Origin of the sequence: Pseudomonas lactucae (assembly GCF_036688725.1) — a bacterium.
GTDB classification, from domain to species: domain Bacteria; phylum Pseudomonadota; class Gammaproteobacteria; order Pseudomonadales; family Pseudomonadaceae; genus Aquipseudomonas; species Aquipseudomonas lactucae.
Map to the genome: position 1 here is coordinate 208163 of NZ_JAQQPT010000008.1, position 17371 is coordinate 225533.

Genomic DNA, 17371 nt, shown 5'->3' on the forward strand with positions numbered 1-17371 from the left:
CAGTCCTCTTCAGATGTGAGCGTGGGACTGAGTGTATTTGTCCGCTTGTTACGTGATAAACAGAGCAGAACCGGAATCACTGGCCGGATAAGGCGAACAATCCCATGAACAAACTTGAATTGCTGCGCACCTTTGTACGCGTCACCGAACTGTCGAGTTTTACCCAGGCCGGCGAGAGCCTGGGCCTGCCGCGCTCTACAGTGTCCGAGCATGTGCAGGCGTTGGAAGAACTGCTCGGTGCGCGCTTGTTGCAACGCACCACACGCAAGGTGCAAGCCACCCAGGACGGGCGCGTTATATATGAGCGCAGCAAGGATTTGCTGGCGCATATGGACGAACTGGAAGGCCTGTTCCGTCAGGACGAAGCGCAGTTGACCGGGCGGATTCGCGTGGACATGCCCAACGTCATGGCGCGCGATTTGATCCTGCCGCGCCTGCCGCAGTTCATGGATGCGCACCCGTTGATCGAGTTGGAAATCAGCACCACCGACCGCCAGGTCGACCTGCTCGCCGAAGGGTTTGATTGCGTGCTGCGCGTCGGCGCACAGCCGGACCAGACAGTAGTGGCGCGTTTACTGTGTAGCCTGCCGCTGCTCAATTGCGCGAGCGCGACCTACCTGGAGCGCTATGGTGTGCCGCAGACCCTGGCGGACTTGGCCGACCATCACCTGGTTCATTACGTACGCCCGCTGGGCTCACGCTCGGCGGGGTTCGAATACCTGCAGGGCAACAAAGTACAACGTATCCCCATGGCCGGGCGCGTCACGGTCAGCAGCACCGACGCGTACAAATCCGCATGCCTGGGCGGCTTCGGGATTATCCAGGCGCCGGCCCTGGGCATGGCTGAAGAACTGGCCAGCGGCGAGTTGGTGGCGGTGCTGCCGGGGTTCTCGGCTCCGCCGTTGAACGTGTCGTTGCTCTACGCCGGCCAGCGACATCTGCCGCTGCGGGTGCGGGTGTTCATAGAGTGGATGGCCGACACGTTGAAAGAGAATATAGCGTCGACAGGGTGATGGCGCTTGGCTATTATTCGGCCCCGTTTCGCGATACAGATAGATTCAGGCAATATATTTAATCACCAAGGATGGAAGAGTACGTGTCAAATAATATTGATAAGTTCAATGGTGTAGCGTCGCTGCTCGCTAAGTGCCTGCTCGGTGTGGGTGTCCTTGTTGTTCTTATTTACTGCATGAGAATTGGTTTTTTTCCGGTAGGTTTAACATTGAGCGATAGCTTGGTTTTCATCTTCTTGGCTATTGGGTTTGGCGTGCTGTATCTGTTCTGGATTTCATTGGGCTTCTTTATTATTTACGGTGGCCATCTGGCCCATGAAGAATATAAGAAAGTGAAGGAAAGAAAGGCTATAGAGCTTGAAGGCAGGGCGCTGACGGCTGATGAGGAAGTTGAATTAAAATACGACTACTCAGTCTGGTTGATGCCCATTGCCAGTTTGTTTTTCGTAGCTATATTAGTGCTGTTGGCTATTTTTTTTGAGGATGTATTTGTCATCATTATTCCGTTGGCCAGTGGCTTCATGCTTTTTCTGGTGACCATCAAGTGGACGCCACTGGATCCAAGTTCGGACCCTGTGCACATACAACAACGCGAAAACGTAAGGTGGTTCATACTTGCAATGGCGCTGGCCGTCGCCCCGTTGATGGCCATGTCATTTATTAACGCGCTGATTGACGTCAACATGAAAAAGCTGGGGTTCAGGCAAGAGAGCGTTTCGCTGGTGCTCAGTGATGAGAATTACAAAACGCTGACGACGGCGGCACGCACATTGGGGCTTCAGGTGCTGGGGTGTCCCGGCGACAGTGGCGACAACAACATTGTCCATAACGTTAATGTGCTGTGGAATGGGTTTGGTGAGCGCACCCTGATCGAAATAGTAGGGCCTAAAACATCGGGAGAGCCGGCTGCGCGGCTTGAACTGGATCGACAAGGTGTCAGCGTTCTGAAAGTACTGGACGTAAAGACGCGTCGCTCAGTGTCTTACAAGGCGTGCCTGAACCTGGAGGCGGGCTCCTTATTTGAAAGCAATGGCGCCGAGCCTACAGCCTTGGGCAAACGCAAGATCAATGAGTTTCGGCGGCAGCTACGGGCTTTTGCAAAAACATCTGGCTTATCTGTGGTCGAAGCTTCGATTACCGGCTACGCAGACCGACAGCCATTGAAAGCCAAGGGTGATACCAACCTCGAATTGTCCAGGCGCCGCGCCCTCAGCGTCAGCCAGTACCTGGGCTCGATACTGGTGCCGCTGAGTGAGGACAACAAGAGCATCGTGGGCCGCGGTGTCGCGCAAACGCGTGCTGAATGTCCTGCGGGACTGGCCCCTGCCGATATGTCCAGTTGTTTGTCATCTGATCGGCGTGTAGAAGTCGTGGTGGAGTTTGGTTTGCGACCGTAAAGGTGGGATATAGCGTGCTCCCACCGTTGATTCTTCGTCGGGTCAGAACAGCTTGGTGAACAGCCAGTACAGGCTACCCGACAGCAAAATCGCCGCCGGCAACGTCAGCACCCAGGCCATCAACAAATTGCGGATGGTCCGCATCTGCAACCCACCGCCATTGGCCACCATGGTTCCCGCCACACCGGACGACAACACATGGGTGGTCGACACCGGCAACCCATACATATCCGCCGCGCCGATGGTCAGCATCGCCACGGTTTCCGCTGAAGCGCCCTGGGCGTAAGTCATGTGGGTCTTGCCGATTTTCTCGCCGACGGTGACCACGATGCGCTTCCAGCCGACCATCGTGCCCAGGCCCAGTGCGATGGCCACGGCGATCTTCACCCACAGCGGAATAAAGCGCGTGGAGTTGTCGATCTGCTGCTTGAACAGTTGCAGTTTGCCTTGGGTGTCGGCGTCGAAATTGCCGACTTTGCCCTTGTCCATCAAGCGAATGGTTTCGCTGGTCAGGTACATGTCGTTACGCACGTTGCCGACCGCTTCGGCGGGGACCTTGGCCAGGGAGCCGTAGCCTTTTACCTCTTCACCGATATGCCCGGTGAGGGCGGCGAGGGCCGGTACCAATTGCGGGGTGGCTTCCTTGGTGCGCACGTAGGTCGACAGGATCGGCCGCGGATCACCCGGCAACGCCTGCGGCGCGGTTTTCATCAACGCCACCTGGGTCACTTCCGCCACCGCCGCAAACTGCAACGACTGCTCGGCCGGCATGGTGCGGTTCAACGCATACGCCATCGGCAGGGTGCCGACCAGGATCAACATGATCAGGCCCATGCCTTTTTGCCCATCGTTGGAACCGTGGGCGAATGACACGCCGGTGCAGGTGGCGATCAGCATGCCGCGGATCCACCATGGCGGCGGGGTGTCGCCTTTGGGGGCCTTGTACAGCGAGCGGTTTTTCACGAAGGCGCGCAGGGCCAGCAACAGCAAGGCGGCAAACGCGAAGCCGATCAGCGGCGACAGCAGCAGCGCGTAACCGATCTTGATCGCTTGGCTCCAGTCCACACCACTGGTGCCGTCACGCCCGTGCATCAGGGCATTCGCCACGCCCACGCCGATGATCGAACCGATCAGCGTATGGGACGACGAAGCCGGCAGCCCCAGCCACCAGGTGCCGAGGTTCCACAGGATCGCGGCGATCAGCAGGGCGAAGATCATCGCAAACCCGGCCGAGGAGCCGACCTGCAAAATCAGCTCCACCGGCAGCAGGGCAATGATGCCGAACGCTACCGCGCCGCTGGAGAGCAGCACGCCGAGGAAGTTGAAAAAGCCCGACCACACCACCGCGAAATGCGGCGGCAGCGAGTTGGTGTAAATCACCGTCGCTACGGCGTTGGCGGTGTCATGAAAACCATTGACGAACTCGAACCCCAGGGCAATCAACAGCGCCACGCCCAGCAGCAGGAACGGGGTCCAGGTGGTGACCACGGTGCCAAGCTCCTTCATGTCGTGCATCAGGCTGTAGGCGGTGAACAACAGGCCCATGGCGAGCACGGCGAAGAACATGATCACAGTGACCAGCCCGGGTTTCTTGTCCAGCCTGGGTTTGGGATTGGCAGTCGAGGTGTGGGTGGAGGCAGTCAGGGAAGGGGTAGCCATGCCGGAGCATCCAGGTAATGAAGGATGTCGTTCATAGTCATTGCAGAATGTTACAAAGATGCTGCGATAGATCAGTGTTTGTGGAATCGGCTATGTCGCTGGTCTAAAAAACACCGCAGAACCCTGTGGGAGGGAGCAAGTCGAATCGTCGCACCGCCCCTCCCACAGTCGACCGCATTTCAATTAGAGAATTTGCGAAAGGCCCAGCGCCCGGCAATCAAGGTAAACGTCGCGACCAACGCCACCAGAATCCAGAAGCCCTCCGGATCCTGGGATAGCGGCACACCGCCCACGTTCATGCCAAAGAAACCGGCGATGATGTTGATCGGCAGCGCCAGTACCGTCACCACCGTAAGGGTGAACAGGGTGCGGTTGGTTTGCTCGTTGAGGTTGGCGGCGATCTCTTCCTGCAACAACTTGATGCGCTCGCCCAGGGCCGTCAGGTCGTTGATGATCAGCGCGAACTCCTCGGTGGATTTGCGCAGCTCCTTCACGTCTTCCTTTTGCAGCCATTGCGGCGGGCGATTGAGCAGGCGCAGCAGTGAGCCCGGCTCCAGCGCCAGCAGGCGTTGCAGGCGCACCAGCACCCGGCGTGCCGCGCCCAGTTCGGCGCGGTTGGTGGACAGGCGCGAGGACAGCAACTGGTCTTCGATATGGTCGACGCTGATGCTGGTCTTGCGCACGATCTGCGTCAGCACTTCACCCTGGTCGCGCAGCAGGTGCACCAGCAGTTCCAGCGGCGAGCGGAAGTGTTCACCGGCCTTGACCGACGAGCGCAACTTGTCCACCGAGTGCAGCGGTTGCAGGCGCGCGCTGATCAACAGGCGACTGCGGGCGCACACCCACAGCGTGGAAATGTCGGACGAGACCATGCTGCTGAAGTTGAACACCACGTCGTTGACCACCGCCAGCAAGGCCGAGTCGACGTGTTCGATACGCGTGGAGCGTGAGCCCTCATGCAGGGCTTCAAAGAATTCTTCCGGCAACTCCAGGTGCGCCTGCATCCAGCGCTCGCAGGCGGCGTGGGCCAGGTTCAGGTGCAGCCACAGGAATTCTTCCGGGGCCTGGGGGCCTGTGAGCGCCGCGAGTGCGGTGGCCGAATCAATCTGTTCGCCCTTGACGCCAGGACGAAAACGAAAACCGTAAAGCAAGCCAAACAGATCGGAATCCTGGTGGCTGTGGTCAATGCTGTGGTTCATGGAGGCTCGCAGAGAAAGCGCCTGTAGGACGTTTCACAGGATCGCGTGGGCGAATCATTGCAAGGCGGTATGACGGTTATGTGACGGTTTAGCGGTGCCCATAAAAAAACCGCGCCACCCGAAGGTGGCGCGGTTTTTATTGGGCTCAACTCAGGTGTCTAGCTTGTCTTCAAGCACAGCACCTGTCTTGGCATTGAGCTTCACTTCAAAGTTCTTGCCAGCGGTGTCGGTCAGATCAACTTCGTAGACCAGTACGCCGCTGTTGTTGTAGTCCAGCTCGGTATCGTTGATGGTGGCGCCAGCATGTTTGGCCACGGCGGCAGCGTTGAGTTTCTCGAAAGGCATCACGGCGCCGGATTTGAGCAAGCCTTCAATCTGGTCCGGACGAACATCAGCCTGGGCCAGGCCGGCAGTCACGGTCAGGGCAGCGGCGGCGAACAAAGCGGTCAAAGTTTTCATGGTGTGTCCTTCTTGGGTGAGCTGTTTAAGTGGCGCCAGATTAACCAGCGCAACTTAACTCATCCTTAATGGCGCACAGCCACCGACCACGTTAGTACTTATAGTCGTTGAGCAGATCCTGCACGCTCGACGACGGCCAGCGCTTGTAGAACTTCAACAGTTCGGCGGCGCGGTTGGTGAAGATGCCATCGACGCCGGCCTTCATGACTTTTTCGAAGTCCACCGGTTCATCCACGGTGTACACGTGCACCAGCAGGCCCTTGTCGTGGGTCAGCTTGTTCATTTCAGGCTTCACCAGGTCGGTGTAGCTCTGGTCACCATGGTCGGTCAGTTCCGCCGACGGGCCGGTGCCGATGGCGCCGAAGCTTTTGGCGTCGTCGACCCATTTTTCGAACTCGGCGGCGTCCTTCGGCTCCTGTTTGGCGTAGTAGGCGGCCTTGGTCGGCTCGCCGGATTCGGCGAAGGTCTGCTTGGATTTCGGCTCGATGCTGCCTTCACCCACCCACAACAGCAGGATCTTCGGGGTATTGGGCATTTCTTTCTGCAGCTCTTTGAGGCTGGCGGTTTCGAAGGTTTGCAGCACCACGCGGCCTTTACCCTGGCCAACGCCGGTGTTGCTCTTGCCGAGCTTGGAGCCGGCGGAGCTCAGCCAGCCTTTGTCCAGCAGCTTGTTTTTCAGGTCGGCTTCGATGCCCGGGAATTGCTTGGGCTCCTTGGTTTCGATGTACAGGCCGGGTTTGTGCTGCGGGTTGCCCTCGGCAATCTTGATGATGTCGTCCAGGCTCAGGATCTTCAGGCCGACGAAGCCAGGACGCGCGCGGTCCGGGTAGGCGGCGTTGAACCAACTGCCGGCGTCGAGGGTTTGCAGTTCTTTCCAGGTGAACTCGTTGGCCGGCGCGTCTTTGCGCTCGGGGAACTTGGTGGCCACGTCAGTGGTGCGTTGCAGGTTGTTGTCATGCAGGGCGAACAGCACGCCGTCCTTGCTGCGCTGCAGGTCCAGTTCCAGGTAGTCGGCGCCCAGGTCGCGCGCGACCTTGTAGGCCGCGGCGGTGGATTCGGGCGCGTCGTACGAGGCGCCACGGTGGGCGATCACGGCGGGGTAGGGAATGCCTTCGTTTGTGGCCAGTTCAGCCGGGCTGATCGGGTCGGCAGCCTGTGCCTGGCCCAGGCCGAGCATCAGCGCCAGCAGCAAGGCGCTCTTGGTAAACGTGACCGGCATATGCGAAGTCCTTTCGTGGAGGTAGCTTTGAGAAGGCCTCCTTTTTAACAATTGCTTGCGAAAGGCGCTATCACCAAACCGACATTAACGTGCGCGGACACCAATTTTCTTGGTTTTTTGGCGGCGCATTGCAATACTCCTGCCCCAAACCGGCCCGTTAGAGGACGGTAATTTCTGCCATGCGTGTAAACCATCTTTCCAGTCCCTGTGGGGCTTTTCATTGAGGTTTACCATGCGCATCACGTCCGAACTTATCTGCCAGGCCGCCGACCAACTCCAGGGTTTTGTCGGCCTCAACCGCAAGACCGGCCAGTACATCGTACGTTTCAGTGAAGACTCCTTCGGCATGGACGTGGCCGACGACGGCATCATCCCCACCGCCGAATTCGTCTGGCTACCGGGCCCCGAGCAAACCATGACGCTGTCGCGCGAGCGCATCCAGTTGCTGCTCGACCAGAACATCGACGACCGCATCAACATCACCGAGCCGTTGCGCGTGTATATGCGGCGGGTGGAGATTCCACAGATCAGTGCGGTGCGCAGTTTGGTGAGCTAGATGGATACGATTGGTTGAGCGATGCAGGATCAAATGTGGGAGCTGGCAAGCCCCTCCCACACATTTTTGCGGTGTTTGCCAGGCAGTGTTTCAACGCTTGAAGCTGTAGGCCCTTTCCACTTTGCACACCCGCGTCTGAAACGCCGAGTACCAGGTGGAGCGCCCCTGCTCACGCACAGCCCGGTGCTCGGCCTGCTGCTTCCAGGCCAGGATCGCCGCCTCGCTGCTCCAATACGACACGGTAATCCCCAAACCATCCTCCCGCGCGGATTCCACCCCCAGAAACCCAGGTTGTTCCCGCGCCAGTTCCAGCATGCGGCCGGCGGCATCAAAGTAACCTTGATCGCCGTCGGTGCGCAGTGAGCTGAAAATCACCGCATAGTAGGGCGGGGCGGGTGTCTTGGCGATCATGCCGACTGCGCCTGGCAGGCCTGGAGCAGGGCGATCGCCAGGGGCGGTGTGATGCCTTTGAGCGCCGCGCGTTCGGGTTGGAACAGGGTGGCGACGTAGAAGGGGTGATCGAGCAACTCCACGGCCCGCAGGTCGCCTGCCGAGTCATGGCCGGTGGGGATCAGGTCGCCCTCCAGCAATGCGCTGGCGAATGCGGGGTTCATGCCGTAGCGACAGCGATAACCTTCTTCGATATCCAGGTGGCCGTAGGCTTCGGCAATGCGCGTGTAGGGCGCCAAACGCAAGGTATCGGTGGTTTCCACCAAGGCGCAGCTCAGGGGCGTGATGACGGCGCGCTTGGCATCGGGCGCCAGTTCGCCATGCTCGGCGTCGGCCCAGCCCATTACATTGCGGGCATATTCGAGCACCGCATGTTGAAAACCGCCGCAGGTGCCCAGGAACGGTCGGCGTTGTTCGCGGGCAAAACGGATCGCCCGCAGTGCGCCGTCGGTGTCACGGTAGGGGCTGGCGGGCACGCACCAGAATCCGTCGAAATCGTGCAGGGTGTCGGGGAGTCTGTCCGTGTCAAGCCATTGGGGACGCACGCTCAGGCCCAGGGCGCCGGCGGCCTGCTCCAGTGCCACGGGAATGGCCTGGTGAGCGATGACTCCGGGGTTGTAGTCGCCGATCAGGGCGAGGTGCACAGTGCGAGTGTTCATTGTGTGTATCCCATGGCTTGTGGTGTCCTGGTACGCACTATAGATTGGCGTCCACGCAATCAATATTGGCGTTTGCCCACATGCTCAATGCAGCGACGCACTACTCAATTGACTACCCCGACCTGTCCCTGATCCTCGCCCTGGTGCGTGGCGGCAGCCTGGCGCGGGCGGCGGCGCTGTTGCGGGTGGACGTGTCGACGGTATTTCGCGCGGTACGCCGCCTGGAGGCGGCGCTCGGCCAGACGCTGTTTGAAAAAAGCCGCGCCGGTTACTTGCCCACCAGCCTGGCCAGCCACCTGGCGCAGCAGGCCGAGCGCGCCGAGCAAGCCCTGGAAGCCGCGCGCATCGGGGTGGAGCAGGGCGGTGAAGTGATCAGCGGCACGGTGCGCCTGACCTGTACCGACTCGGTACTGCAAGGTCTGTTATTGCCGGCTCTGGCGCAGTTCATGCCGCAGTATCCGGCGCTCACGCTGGAGCTGAGCACCTCCAATGATTTCGCCAACCTCAGCCGCCGCGATGCGGATATCGCCCTGCGCCTGACCAGGACACCGCCCGAGCATCTGGTAGGACGTTGCCTCGGTACGGTGGCGTACCAAGTCTGCGCCAGTGCCGACTACGCCCGTGACCATGCAGGCCGCGCGCTGGCCGAGCTGGCCTGGATCGCGCCGGATGACTTCCTGCCCGACCACCCCACCGTCGCCTGGCGTCGCGAGCATCTGCCGGGCGTACGCCCCAGCTATCGTTGCAACAGCATGTTGTCTGTCACCGAGTTGGTGCGTGCCGGGCTGGGGGCGGCGGCGTTGCCGGATTTTTTACTGGATGAACGCCTGCAAACCCTGGGCCCTGCGTTGGCCGGGCATGACACGGCGCTGTGGTTGCTCACGCGCCCGGATTGCCGGGCACTGCGCTCGGTGGTGACGCTGTTTGATGAGCTGGCGCGGCATGTGCGCTTAAACACCGGACACAACCAGGTCTAAATGTAGGAGTGGATTACTGAGGTTTTCGTACGAAGTGCTCATGCATTTCGCACGTCAGGCTGTCGATGTGTTCCGTCAGTTGCTTGGTCATTTCGGTCAGCCGGGTGTTTTGTTCCAGCAATTCGAGCAACTGTTTGGTGGTTTGTTCGGCCTGGGCCTGACGCTCGGTATTGGCGATCGCCAGCGCTTCGCGGTGCTGGGCGTCGGCGTCGGATTGGGCTTTGTCGCGTGCGGCCTGGCGCGTCTGGGCCAGCAGGATCAAGGGCGCGGCATACGCCGATTGCAGGCTGAAGGCCAGGTTGAGCAGGATGAACGGGTAGACATCAAAGTGGGTGACGCCGGTCGCGTTCAGCGCCACCCACAGCACCACGATCGCCGTTTGCGCACCCAGAAAGGTGGGGGTGCCGAAGAAGCGTGCGAAGGCTTCGGCCTTGAGCGCAAAGGTGTCGTTGCCGAACGTGGGGGCCAGGTGGGCATGCGGACGGTGGAAACGCAGGTGGTCGACAGGCGCGGTTTTGGGTTTTTCTGGGATCATGGCGAACTCGGGTCATCAACATTGAGACAGGGTTTCACTATAGCCGTGGCGACCTGTCTGACGCATGAATAACCAAGGCCTGCTCAGCGGCCACCACGCTCATTGGCAAACGCGCTCACCGCCTGCACCGCCTCGCTGGTGCCTTGGCGAATCTGCAGGATCACCGTGCCGGCGCGGTTGGCCAGGTCCACACCCTGGGCGGCGCGGTCGCGGGTGCCGTCCATGCTGTCGATGGCCTGGCGGGTCTCGTCCTGGATCATCGCGATCATGCTGGAGATTTCCGTGGTCGAGCCGCTGGTGCGCGCGGCCAGTTGCCGAACTTCATCGGCCACCACGGCAAACCCGCGTCCTTGCTCGCCCGCCCGCGCCGCCTCGATGGCCGCGTTGAGGGCCAGCAGGTTGGTCTGGTCGGCGATGCCGCGAATGGTGTTGACGATGGTGCTGATTTGCTGCGAACGCTCGCCCAACTTGGCAATCAGGTGTGATGAACTGTCGATGTCGGCGGCAATGTTGCGCATGTCGTTGGCGCTTTGCTGGATCACCTCGGCGCCTTTTTCAGCAATGTCCCGGGTGTTGAGGGAGATGTGATACGCCTGGGCGGCGCTTGCCGTATCGGCGGCATGTTGCCGGACCATGTCCGTCACATCCGAGGCGAACTTCACCACCTTGCACAGCCGCCCGCTGGCGTCGTACACCGGGTTGTAGTTGGCTTCGAGCCAGACCGGCCGGCCGTTTTTATCCACGCGCTCGAATTGGCCGCTGAAGAACTCGCCCTGGTTCAGGCGCTGCCAGAAATCGCGGTATGCCGAACTGTTGGCCAACGCCGGGGTACAGAACAGGCGGTGATGCTGGCCCTGGATCTGCGCCAGGCTGTAGCCCATACGCTGCAGGAAGTTTGCATTGGCCGTAAGGATGCTGCCATCGAGGTTGAACTCGATCACCGCCATCGCCCGGCCGATAGCTTCCAGTTTGGCGTTGGCTTCGCTTTCGGCTTGCAGGCGCGAGGTGACATCCATGGCGTACTTCACCACCTTGATCACTTGGCCGGTGTCATCGCGCACCGGGTTGTAACTGGCCTCCAGCCATACCGATTGACCGTTGCCAGCCACGCGTTCGAACGTCCCGGATTGGAATTGACCACTGCGCAAGTTTGACCATAACTGCTGGTACTCGGCGCTACGGCTGTACGTCGGTGTACACAGCATCCGATGGGGCTGGCCCACGATCTGCTCGGCGCGGTAGTGCAGGGTCTTGAGCAGATTGTCATTGGCCCGCAGCACCGTGCCTTGCAGGTCGAATTCGATCACCGCCATGGAGCGCTCGATCGCGTCCAGCATGCTGGCCTGATGAGCGACCATGTGTTGCAGCGAATGGATGGTTTTTTTATGGGCGTTGAATAGCATGTTCGGTGGCTCGGGCAAGCAAACGTCGTCGGGGTTTTCCATGCGTGGGCGCCTGCCCCGTTCGGCGCCGGGCCTACGGTTGACGTGCTCATTGCCAGCGTCCTGATGCTGACAGCGGGGGGGTAACAGAGGGTTAAGAGTGATCAGCCTGACGAGAAGTTCGCCTCAAGGGCAGGACCTTTTTTGGGATGGCGACCGGTGGTGGCATTTTGCTTTTTTTGCCACCGTCAGCCAGGACATTCAGCCGCGATGTGGTGCGACGGCTTCAAGCCGTATGGGCGATCTGCGCGTCGCTCACATTCACGCGGTTGCGCCCCGTGTCCTTGGCTGCATACAGCGCCCGGTCCGCAGCGTTGAGCCACATGGCGGCATCACTGAAGAAGGGCTGGTAATCCGCCAAACCAATACTCAGGCTCACGCGCAGTTCGGGGATTTGCGGGTTGCGGTAGTTGCTGAAGATTTCGCGCATGCGCTCCATGCGTCGCGCTGCTTCTTCCTGGCGCATTTGCGGAAGAATCACACAGAACTCATCGCCACCGTAACGCCCTGCCAGGTCGTCGTCCCGCAGGTTGCGACGCAACTCCAGGCTCAGTTGGCGCAGTACGGCGTCACCGACAATATGGCCATGGGTGTCGTTGATCCGTTTGAAATGGTCAATGTCGATCAGCGCGATGGTGGCCTGGCTGTGTTGCTGCTGGCATTGGTGGAATTTGAGGTGCAGCAGGTCTTTCCACGAACCGTGATTGAGCAGCCCGGTGAGACTGTCGATGCGGCTCAGGGCACTGAGCGCGCGTTTATGTTCCGACAATTTGATCGCCAACTGGTAGCAGACCATGCCGATGGCCATAGGATAGAGGGTCAGCATCGGCAGGCAGGCATACACCTGCTCCAGGCTGACAGAGGGGTTGAACTTGAAGCCGAACAGCAGAGCGGCCACGGCTGCGCCAAGCAACTGCGCCAGGGCGCCGCGCAACAGCAGACGTTTGCCGCCGGCGGCGACGTTGTTCATCGACACCATCGACAGCAGCGTCACCGTCGTTAACGGGGTGAATTGCAAGGCGGCGGCCCAGAACCCGCTGAACAGGGCGTCATACACCAGATTGCGCTGTTCGGCGTCGTAGGGGACTTTGGCATGGGTTGCCAATTGATACGCCAGGTGCGGCCAGACAACGCCATTGATCAGCAGCAGCACCCAGATCCAGCCAGGCATCGGCAGTGGATACAGGGCGGCGATCACGCCGATGCTGCACATGGCGGCGCCGATGATCCTTGGCCTGTAGATACGCCTGGCGAACGAAAGCCCTTTGCCTTGTCTGTTTTCCATAAATTCCTGGGGCAGCTCGTTTTTGCAGTACGACAGCACGCGCTCGCGGGGCTAACCGTTGATCGGATAAGAAGGGTGAATATTGTCTGTGATTCGCGCAGGAATAATCAGTGGCCTTAGAGGCCATTTGCGCAAAACAGAGGGCGAATGCGTCAAAAGCGACCTTAAATGTCGCGCATACAACCGAGGTTTACGCCTGCCGAGGAGAGACGATTTCGTAACCGGCCAGGAACAGGTCGATGGCCGACTCAATCACGCTGGCCTGGCTGGCTGCATCGAGGGTGGGTTGGCCCAGGGTGATCTGTGGCCAGAAGGCGAAGGCCTTGAGCATGCTCTGGATCTGGTGGGCGGCAAACGCCGGGTCTGTGCAGGAGAGGCGACCGTCTTGCTGGGCGGCGCGTACCCATTGGGTGAAGCCTTCTTCACGCTGGCTCAGGCGGTTGACCATGTCTTGCGCGCGTTCCGGCGAATGGATAGTGGCGGCAATGGCAACTCGGGCCAGATCAAGGAAGTTGGCGTCCGACATCATCTTCATCTTCGCTTCCAGCAAACCGCGCAATTGTTCGCGCAGGGGGCGTTCGCTGGCGTAGCTGACGTCCAGTTGCGCTGCGCTGCTGGCCCAGAGCTGGTGAAGGATCTCGGCGAACAGCTCTTCCTTACTGGGGAAGTGGTTGTACACCGTGCGCTTGGAAACGCCGGCGGTGGCCGCGATCTTGTCCATGCTGGTGACCTCGAAGCCGTTGGCCCGAAACTCGGCGATGGCGGCAGCCACGATGGCTTCGCGTTTGCGGTCGGTGAGGCGTAGAGGGGCAGTCATGGGTAGCGTTCGGCTCTTGGGCGGCAAAATTACACTCGGTAGTTTACTTGCTCCGGATTTTGTTGCAATCTTGAAACTACACTGTGCAGTGTAATTCGTGAGCGGACCGTAGGAGTCACTCTGTAATGGCAACTATCTCTTCCCGTGTCGACCCTTCGCCTGTCGCGCTCCAGCCTGCCGAGCAAGGCCAGGGGCACTTCAGCAACAACCCGCCGGTGCCACACGGTGGGTTTGGCAAAACCTTGCGTATCTTCTGGAACATGCTGTTCAACAAACCACGCAGCACGCGACCGGTGGGAACGATCCCGGTGCAGCCGCTGACCCGCGAGCAATTGTTGGCGGCGCCTGACCACAGTGTGTTTCGCCTTGGGCATTCCACGGTATTGCTGAAAATGCGCGGCAAGTTCTGGGTAACCGACCCAGTGTTCGCCGAACGCGCATCGCCGTTCAGCTGGGCCGGTCCCAAGCGCTTCCATCAACCGCCGATCAGCCTTGAAGAACTGCCCGCCCTAGAGGCGGTGATTCTTTCCCACAATCACTACGACCATCTTGACCGCAAGGCCGTCATGCAGTTGGCCGACAAGACCCAGTACTTTCTTGCGCCGCTCGGCGTGGGCGACCTGTTGATCAAATGGGGGGTGGAGGCCGGCAAGGTCCGTCAACTGGATTGGTGGCAGGGCACCGAGGTAGATGGCCTTCGTTTTATCGCCACCCCTGCGCAGCATTTTTCCGGGCGCGGCCTGTTCGATGCCAACCAGACCCTGTGGTGTTCCTGGGTAATGATCGACGGCCCACGCCGAATCTTTTTCAGTGGCGATACCGGTTACTTCGACGGCTTCAAGCGCATTGGCGAACAGTACGGCCCGTTTGACCTGACGTTGATGGAAACCGGCGCCTACAACGTCGATTGGCCCCACGTGCACATGCAGCCGGAGCAAACCCTGCAGGCGCATATCGATCTCAGGGGCCGCTGGCTGCTGCCGATCCACAACGGCACCTTCGACCTGGCGTTTCATGCCTGGCATGAACCGTTTGATCGCATTATGGCGTTAGCCTGGGAACGCAATGTGTCGATTACCACGCCACCGATGGGGCAGGCATTCAGCCTGAGCCAGCCCGAGCGCGGCTGTGCATGGTGGCTGGAGGTGGAAACACTGGGCGCGCAGGCGCCACTCATGAGCTGATAGCGCTGCTGTCGGAAAAAGGAGTTTGCAAGCTGTTTCAGAGCTGCGACAAGCGCCGGTGAAGGGTGCGATCATCCCCCGAAACAGACTTTTCAGGGGGCGTTCTGATGGAATGCAGCTGTAGGAAATACTGGCGTGCGGGGCTGCCTTGCCCGACGATGCAACCGCCGCCTGCGTTAATGGAACCCGCAGGCACCGCGGCTGCCCATCCTCCCGCCGAGCGCGCGAGCCCGCGCAGTATTGCTTTTGATGTCGAGCCTGCACCGGCTCATCCTGGCGTTCTGGTCCCTGGATACAACGCCCTCGCGCTTCCCCTCAAACCCCTGCGTGACCCTGCGTTGTCATTGATCGCCTTGAGCGGGGTAGACCCGTCAGAGCCCGTGATGGTGGAAGTGCCGCTGGTGCAAAACAACAGCGCTTTTACCTGCGCACGCACCTTGGCTGGCAGGCGCGTGGGGTTTGCCGACCGATATCAGCGTGGCGATGAGCATTGCCCCATCGAACACCGTGCTTCGTTCAGTCGCGCGCTGGATGTGTTGCGCAGCGCCGGTGCGCAGCTGTTGCCGGTGCCGGCACAACTGCCGGATGATGGCCTGTACTTCAACCTGCATACCCGTAATGAAATCGATGAACGGGTGACTGAATATCGGCTGGATGCCCTGGTGTCGGACAGCCAGAGCGATGCCTTCCATGCGGCCTGCTGGAGTGGCTATCCGGTCATCCGCGAGCCACTCGATGACGGCGCGACGCTGTGGTTCTACGCCGCTCGCTGGTCGAGGGATTCGCTGGCAGACCTGGTACAGAGTTATCGCAGCGTGCGTGACCTGATGGACTTACGGCATGGCTTATAGAATTCACATCCTCGGCGCTGCGGGTGCCGGCACCACCACCCTGGGCATTGCCCTGGCCAGACGACTGAACGTCGATTACTTCGACACCGACGACTTTTACTGGCAGCAAACAGAATCCCCCTTCACCGTGGCCCGGCTCAAGGGTGAACGCATCCGTTTGTTGCAGGAGCACACCGCCGGGCTTGAAGGCTGGGTGCTGTCCGGCTCGCTGTGCGGCTGGGGTGACCCGATGATTGAGCAATTCACCCACGTGGTCTTCCTGCGCCTGGACCCGCAAGTACGCTTGCAGCGCCTGCGCCTGCGGGAAGTGCAACGCTATGGTGACCAGATCCTCAAAGGCGGCAGCCGCCATGACAACAGCATCGCCTTCCTGGCCTGGGCCGCGCGCTACGACGAAGGCAACCACAGCCTGCGCAGCTTGCGTCGGCATGAAACCTGGTTGAAGGCGCTGGAGTGTCCGGTGATCCGGTTGGACTCTACGCACCATTCGGTTGAGGCGTTGGTGGATCGATTGATACCGTTGTTGAGCCCATCCACCGAGCGATGACGCCTTGTGCAGTCGGTTCGGCAGGGGGGGTCTCGAATCGCCGAGCACTCATACCCCACCCCGGCGCAAACCCCGGAAAAAACACCAACCCTTCAGCCTCCAGCCGAAAGGCCAATGCCAGGCGGGTCTCATCACCCACGTCAGCCTGGCTTTCAAACTGTTGAATCGCTTCCACCGCTACGCCCGCCTGGCGGGCCAGGTCTTCGCGGCTCCAGCCCAGCATGGCGCGGGCCTGTACGCTGTGTTTGGCGGTGAATTGATGCAGGACGATCTGCTGTTCTACGAAAGAGCTCATTGCCAGAGAGGACATGGGGTTCTCCAGGATTCGACGGGGGAGGGCAAACTATACTGTGTTTTTGTACAGTTGTTTTGACCGCTCATCAACTGATTATTTTTTATTGCTGTCCCGTTTGCGTTACTTTTAGCGATGCCACTCACTTATCCCCGGAATCTGCTGTGCTCACGTTCAATTGCTCTCAAGCCGCCTGCGACTTTTTCAGCCGTATCCACAAGGGCAAAAAAATCACACCTATTGAAAAAGTCGTAGCCTTGAGTGCTGGCGACACTGAGTTGCAGGCGGACCCTGAGCAATGGTTGGTCCACGCCGCAACGGTCAAACGCAAACATGTGTTGGTAGTCATCCATTTGAAGACGCGCTACAGCATGTTGTTCTTTGATATGGCAAAGGCCGATGACGCAAGCTTTGTGCAGGCCTTTATCCATCGCTGGGTAGACGGCGTGATGGACATGGCTTTGAAGTGCGGCGTACTGGACATGATCGACCCGCAGGCTTGCGCACGTCTAATGAGCGACGCAGGGCAATCCTATCGCCTGCTCCAGCGCGGCGACCGTAGCAGCCAGACGCAAATCAATGAAATCCTCCGAGTGTTCAAATGGAACGCCGAAGACTTCGACTTCGTGACGCAGCCATGGAGCGCAAGGCGCTATGACGTGGGGATCAACCGCACACCCAGAACGATCGCCGGGATAAAAGGCTATGGATGGCCCGACCAGGAAATGCTCATCCATTGGTTGACGGCAGTGGGCGGCGTGGACGCGGCAACAGCCCAACGAGCCCGCGAGCAATATCGGCAGGCATCTCTGTCAGGCGCAATGCCCTGA

Annotated in this window: 19 protein-coding genes and 1 pseudogene; 8 read left to right on the forward strand and 12 right to left on the reverse strand. The window is 59.9% G+C overall.

Annotated features, from left to right (window positions below; translation table 11 throughout):
- Nucleotides 1–104: 104 nt before the first annotated feature.
- Nucleotides 105–1013 carry a LysR family transcriptional regulator gene (locus tag V6M90_RS11650; RefSeq protein ID WP_332846498.1) on the forward strand — a complete coding sequence of 303 codons (909 nt, stop codon included), beginning with the start codon at nt 105–107 and terminating at the stop codon, nt 1011–1013.
- An 83-nt stretch (nt 1014–1096) separates the two neighbouring features.
- Complete coding sequence (locus tag V6M90_RS11655) at nt 1097–2410, forward strand: OmpA family protein (protein ID WP_305427694.1); 1314 nt, start codon at nt 1097–1099, stop codon at nt 2408–2410.
- Between the two features lie 42 nt (nt 2411–2452).
- Here V6M90_RS11655 and V6M90_RS11660 read toward each other — a convergent pair whose 3' ends face one another.
- The 4 genes from V6M90_RS11660 to V6M90_RS11675 all read right to left on the reverse strand — a co-directional run bounded on the left by V6M90_RS11660 (nt 2453) and on the right by V6M90_RS11675 (nt 6946).
- The gene (locus V6M90_RS11660; protein WP_003175687.1) at nt 2453–4069 is read right to left on the reverse strand and encodes an inorganic phosphate transporter; all 1617 of its coding nucleotides are present in this window, start codon (nt 4067–4069) and stop codon (nt 2453–2455) included.
- A gap of 179 nt (nt 4070–4248) precedes the next feature.
- A complete protein-coding gene (locus tag V6M90_RS11665) occupies nt 4249–5268 on the reverse strand; it encodes a transporter (RefSeq protein WP_332846499.1) in 1020 nt (339 codons plus the stop codon).
- A gap of 150 nt (nt 5269–5418) precedes the next feature.
- The gene (locus V6M90_RS11670) at nt 5419–5727 is read right to left on the reverse strand and encodes a PepSY domain-containing protein (RefSeq protein ID WP_003175685.1); all 309 of its coding nucleotides are present in this window, start codon (nt 5725–5727) and stop codon (nt 5419–5421) included.
- 91 nt (nt 5728–5818) lie between these two features.
- Nucleotides 5819–6946: a glycerophosphodiester phosphodiesterase family protein gene (locus V6M90_RS11675; RefSeq protein ID WP_003175684.1), complete on the reverse strand. Its 1128-nt coding sequence runs from the start codon at nt 6944–6946 to the stop codon at nt 5819–5821.
- Nucleotides 6947–7178: 232 nt separating this feature from the next.
- Between V6M90_RS11675 and V6M90_RS11680 the strand changes: the two genes are divergently transcribed.
- A complete protein-coding gene (locus V6M90_RS11680) occupies nt 7179–7502 on the forward strand; it encodes a DUF2025 family protein (protein ID WP_003175683.1) in 324 nt (107 codons plus the stop codon).
- A 90-nt stretch (nt 7503–7592) separates the two neighbouring features.
- On the opposite strand, the gene V6M90_RS11685 is transcribed toward V6M90_RS11680, so the two are convergent.
- Both V6M90_RS11685 and V6M90_RS11690 read right to left on the reverse strand, forming a co-directional pair.
- On the reverse strand, nt 7593–7913 hold the full coding sequence (locus V6M90_RS11685) for an antibiotic biosynthesis monooxygenase family protein (RefSeq protein ID WP_332846500.1): 321 nt from the start codon (nt 7911–7913) through the stop codon (nt 7593–7595).
- Nucleotides 7910–8611: a CTP synthase C-terminal region-related (seleno)protein gene (locus tag V6M90_RS11690; protein WP_003175681.1), complete on the reverse strand. Its 702-nt coding sequence runs from the start codon at nt 8609–8611 to the stop codon at nt 7910–7912. The genes V6M90_RS11685 and V6M90_RS11690 overlap by 4 nt, the downstream gene beginning before the upstream one ends.
- A gap of 80 nt (nt 8612–8691) precedes the next feature.
- On the opposite strand from V6M90_RS11690, the gene V6M90_RS11695 reads away from it, so the two are divergent.
- Nucleotides 8692–9588 carry a LysR family transcriptional regulator gene (locus V6M90_RS11695; protein ID WP_042945176.1) on the forward strand — a complete coding sequence of 299 codons (897 nt, stop codon included), beginning with the start codon at nt 8692–8694 and terminating at the stop codon, nt 9586–9588.
- Between the two features lie 13 nt (nt 9589–9601).
- On the opposite strand, the gene V6M90_RS11700 is transcribed toward V6M90_RS11695, so the two are convergent.
- The 5 genes and pseudogenes from V6M90_RS11700 to V6M90_RS11715 form a co-directional block, all read right to left on the reverse strand.
- Entirely contained in the window at nt 9602–10123 is a 522-nt protein-coding gene (locus tag V6M90_RS11700) for a DUF1003 domain-containing protein (protein WP_141063301.1), read from the reverse strand.
- A gap of 83 nt (nt 10124–10206) precedes the next feature.
- Nucleotides 10207–10758: a methyl-accepting chemotaxis protein gene (locus tag V6M90_RS30135; RefSeq protein ID WP_408637298.1), complete on the reverse strand. Its 552-nt coding sequence runs from the start codon at nt 10756–10758 to the stop codon at nt 10207–10209.
- A pseudogene (locus V6M90_RS30140) lies at nt 10759–11568 on the reverse strand (PAS domain-containing protein); the annotation flags it as partial.
- A gap of 223 nt (nt 11569–11791) precedes the next feature.
- Nucleotides 11792–12850: a diguanylate cyclase gene (locus tag V6M90_RS11710; protein WP_042945174.1), complete on the reverse strand. Its 1059-nt coding sequence runs from the start codon at nt 12848–12850 to the stop codon at nt 11792–11794.
- A 190-nt stretch (nt 12851–13040) separates the two neighbouring features.
- Nucleotides 13041–13667, reverse strand: a complete 627-nt coding sequence (locus tag V6M90_RS11715) for a TetR/AcrR family transcriptional regulator (protein WP_003175676.1) — start codon at nt 13665–13667, stop codon at nt 13041–13043.
- A 125-nt stretch (nt 13668–13792) separates the two neighbouring features.
- On the opposite strand from V6M90_RS11715, the gene V6M90_RS11720 reads away from it, so the two are divergent.
- From V6M90_RS11720 to V6M90_RS11730, 3 genes are all read left to right on the forward strand, one after another.
- Nucleotides 13793–14851, forward strand: a complete 1059-nt coding sequence (locus V6M90_RS11720; RefSeq protein WP_003175675.1) for an MBL fold metallo-hydrolase — start codon at nt 13793–13795, stop codon at nt 14849–14851.
- A gap of 107 nt (nt 14852–14958) precedes the next feature.
- Nucleotides 14959–15702, forward strand: coding sequence for a hypothetical protein (locus tag V6M90_RS11725; protein ID WP_181408580.1), 744 nt, complete (start codon nt 14959–14961; stop codon nt 15700–15702).
- Nucleotides 15692–16249: an AAA family ATPase gene (locus V6M90_RS11730; protein ID WP_003175673.1), complete on the forward strand. Its 558-nt coding sequence runs from the start codon at nt 15692–15694 to the stop codon at nt 16247–16249. Before V6M90_RS11725 ends, V6M90_RS11730 begins: the two co-directional genes overlap by 11 nt.
- Here V6M90_RS11730 and V6M90_RS11735 read toward each other — a convergent pair.
- The gene (locus V6M90_RS11735) at nt 16179–16559 is read right to left on the reverse strand and encodes a helix-turn-helix domain-containing protein (protein ID WP_080547118.1); all 381 of its coding nucleotides are present in this window, start codon (nt 16557–16559) and stop codon (nt 16179–16181) included. The genes V6M90_RS11730 and V6M90_RS11735 overlap by 71 nt on opposite strands.
- 146 nt (nt 16560–16705) lie before the next feature.
- Here V6M90_RS11735 and V6M90_RS11740 point away from each other — a divergent pair, with 146 nt between their 5' ends.
- Nucleotides 16706–17371 (forward strand): DUF6933 domain-containing protein, encoded by a 666-nt coding sequence (locus tag V6M90_RS11740; RefSeq protein WP_003175672.1) that lies wholly within the window; start codon nt 16706–16708, stop codon nt 17369–17371.

What these genes read in the sequence shown, in the direction of transcription:
- V6M90_RS11715 (WP_003175676.1), bottom strand. Translation starts at nt 13,667, where the DNA reads ATGACTGCCCCTCTACGCCTCACCGACCGCAAACGCGAAGCCATCGTG.
- V6M90_RS11650 (WP_332846498.1), top strand. Translation starts at nt 105, where the DNA reads ATGAACAAACTTGAATTGCTGCGCACCTTTGTACGCGTCACCGAACTG.
- V6M90_RS11685 (WP_332846500.1), bottom strand. Translation starts at nt 7,913, where the DNA reads ATGATCGCCAAGACACCCGCCCCGCCCTACTATGCGGTGATTTTCAGC.
- V6M90_RS11670 (WP_003175685.1), bottom strand. Translation starts at nt 5,727, where the DNA reads ATGAAAACTTTGACCGCTTTGTTCGCCGCCGCTGCCCTGACCGTGACT.
- V6M90_RS11710 (WP_042945174.1), bottom strand. Translation starts at nt 12,850, where the DNA reads ATGGAAAACAGACAAGGCAAAGGGCTTTCGTTCGCCAGGCGTATCTAC.
- V6M90_RS30135 (WP_408637298.1), bottom strand. Translation starts at nt 10,758, where the DNA reads ATGGTCCGGCAACATGCCGCCGATACGGCAAGCGCCGCCCAGGCGTAT.
- V6M90_RS11695 (WP_042945176.1), top strand. Translation starts at nt 8,692, where the DNA reads ATGCTCAATGCAGCGACGCACTACTCAATTGACTACCCCGACCTGTCC.
- V6M90_RS11690 (WP_003175681.1), bottom strand. Translation starts at nt 8,611, where the DNA reads ATGAACACTCGCACTGTGCACCTCGCCCTGATCGGCGACTACAACCCC.
- V6M90_RS11735 (WP_080547118.1), bottom strand. Translation starts at nt 16,559, where the DNA reads ATGTCCTCTCTGGCAATGAGCTCTTTCGTAGAACAGCAGATCGTCCTG.
- V6M90_RS11675 (WP_003175684.1), bottom strand. Translation starts at nt 6,946, where the DNA reads ATGCCGGTCACGTTTACCAAGAGCGCCTTGCTGCTGGCGCTGATGCTC.
- V6M90_RS11725 (WP_181408580.1), top strand. Translation starts at nt 14,959, where the DNA reads ATGGAATGCAGCTGTAGGAAATACTGGCGTGCGGGGCTGCCTTGCCCG.
- V6M90_RS11660 (WP_003175687.1), bottom strand. Translation starts at nt 4,069, where the DNA reads ATGGCTACCCCTTCCCTGACTGCCTCCACCCACACCTCGACTGCCAAT.
- V6M90_RS11665 (WP_332846499.1), bottom strand. Translation starts at nt 5,268, where the DNA reads ATGAACCACAGCATTGACCACAGCCACCAGGATTCCGATCTGTTTGGC.
- V6M90_RS11700 (WP_141063301.1), bottom strand. Translation starts at nt 10,123, where the DNA reads ATGATCCCAGAAAAACCCAAAACCGCGCCTGTCGACCACCTGCGTTTC.
- V6M90_RS11680 (WP_003175683.1), top strand. Translation starts at nt 7,179, where the DNA reads ATGCGCATCACGTCCGAACTTATCTGCCAGGCCGCCGACCAACTCCAG.
- V6M90_RS11730 (WP_003175673.1), top strand. Translation starts at nt 15,692, where the DNA reads ATGGCTTATAGAATTCACATCCTCGGCGCTGCGGGTGCCGGCACCACC.
- V6M90_RS11720 (WP_003175675.1), top strand. Translation starts at nt 13,793, where the DNA reads ATGGCAACTATCTCTTCCCGTGTCGACCCTTCGCCTGTCGCGCTCCAG.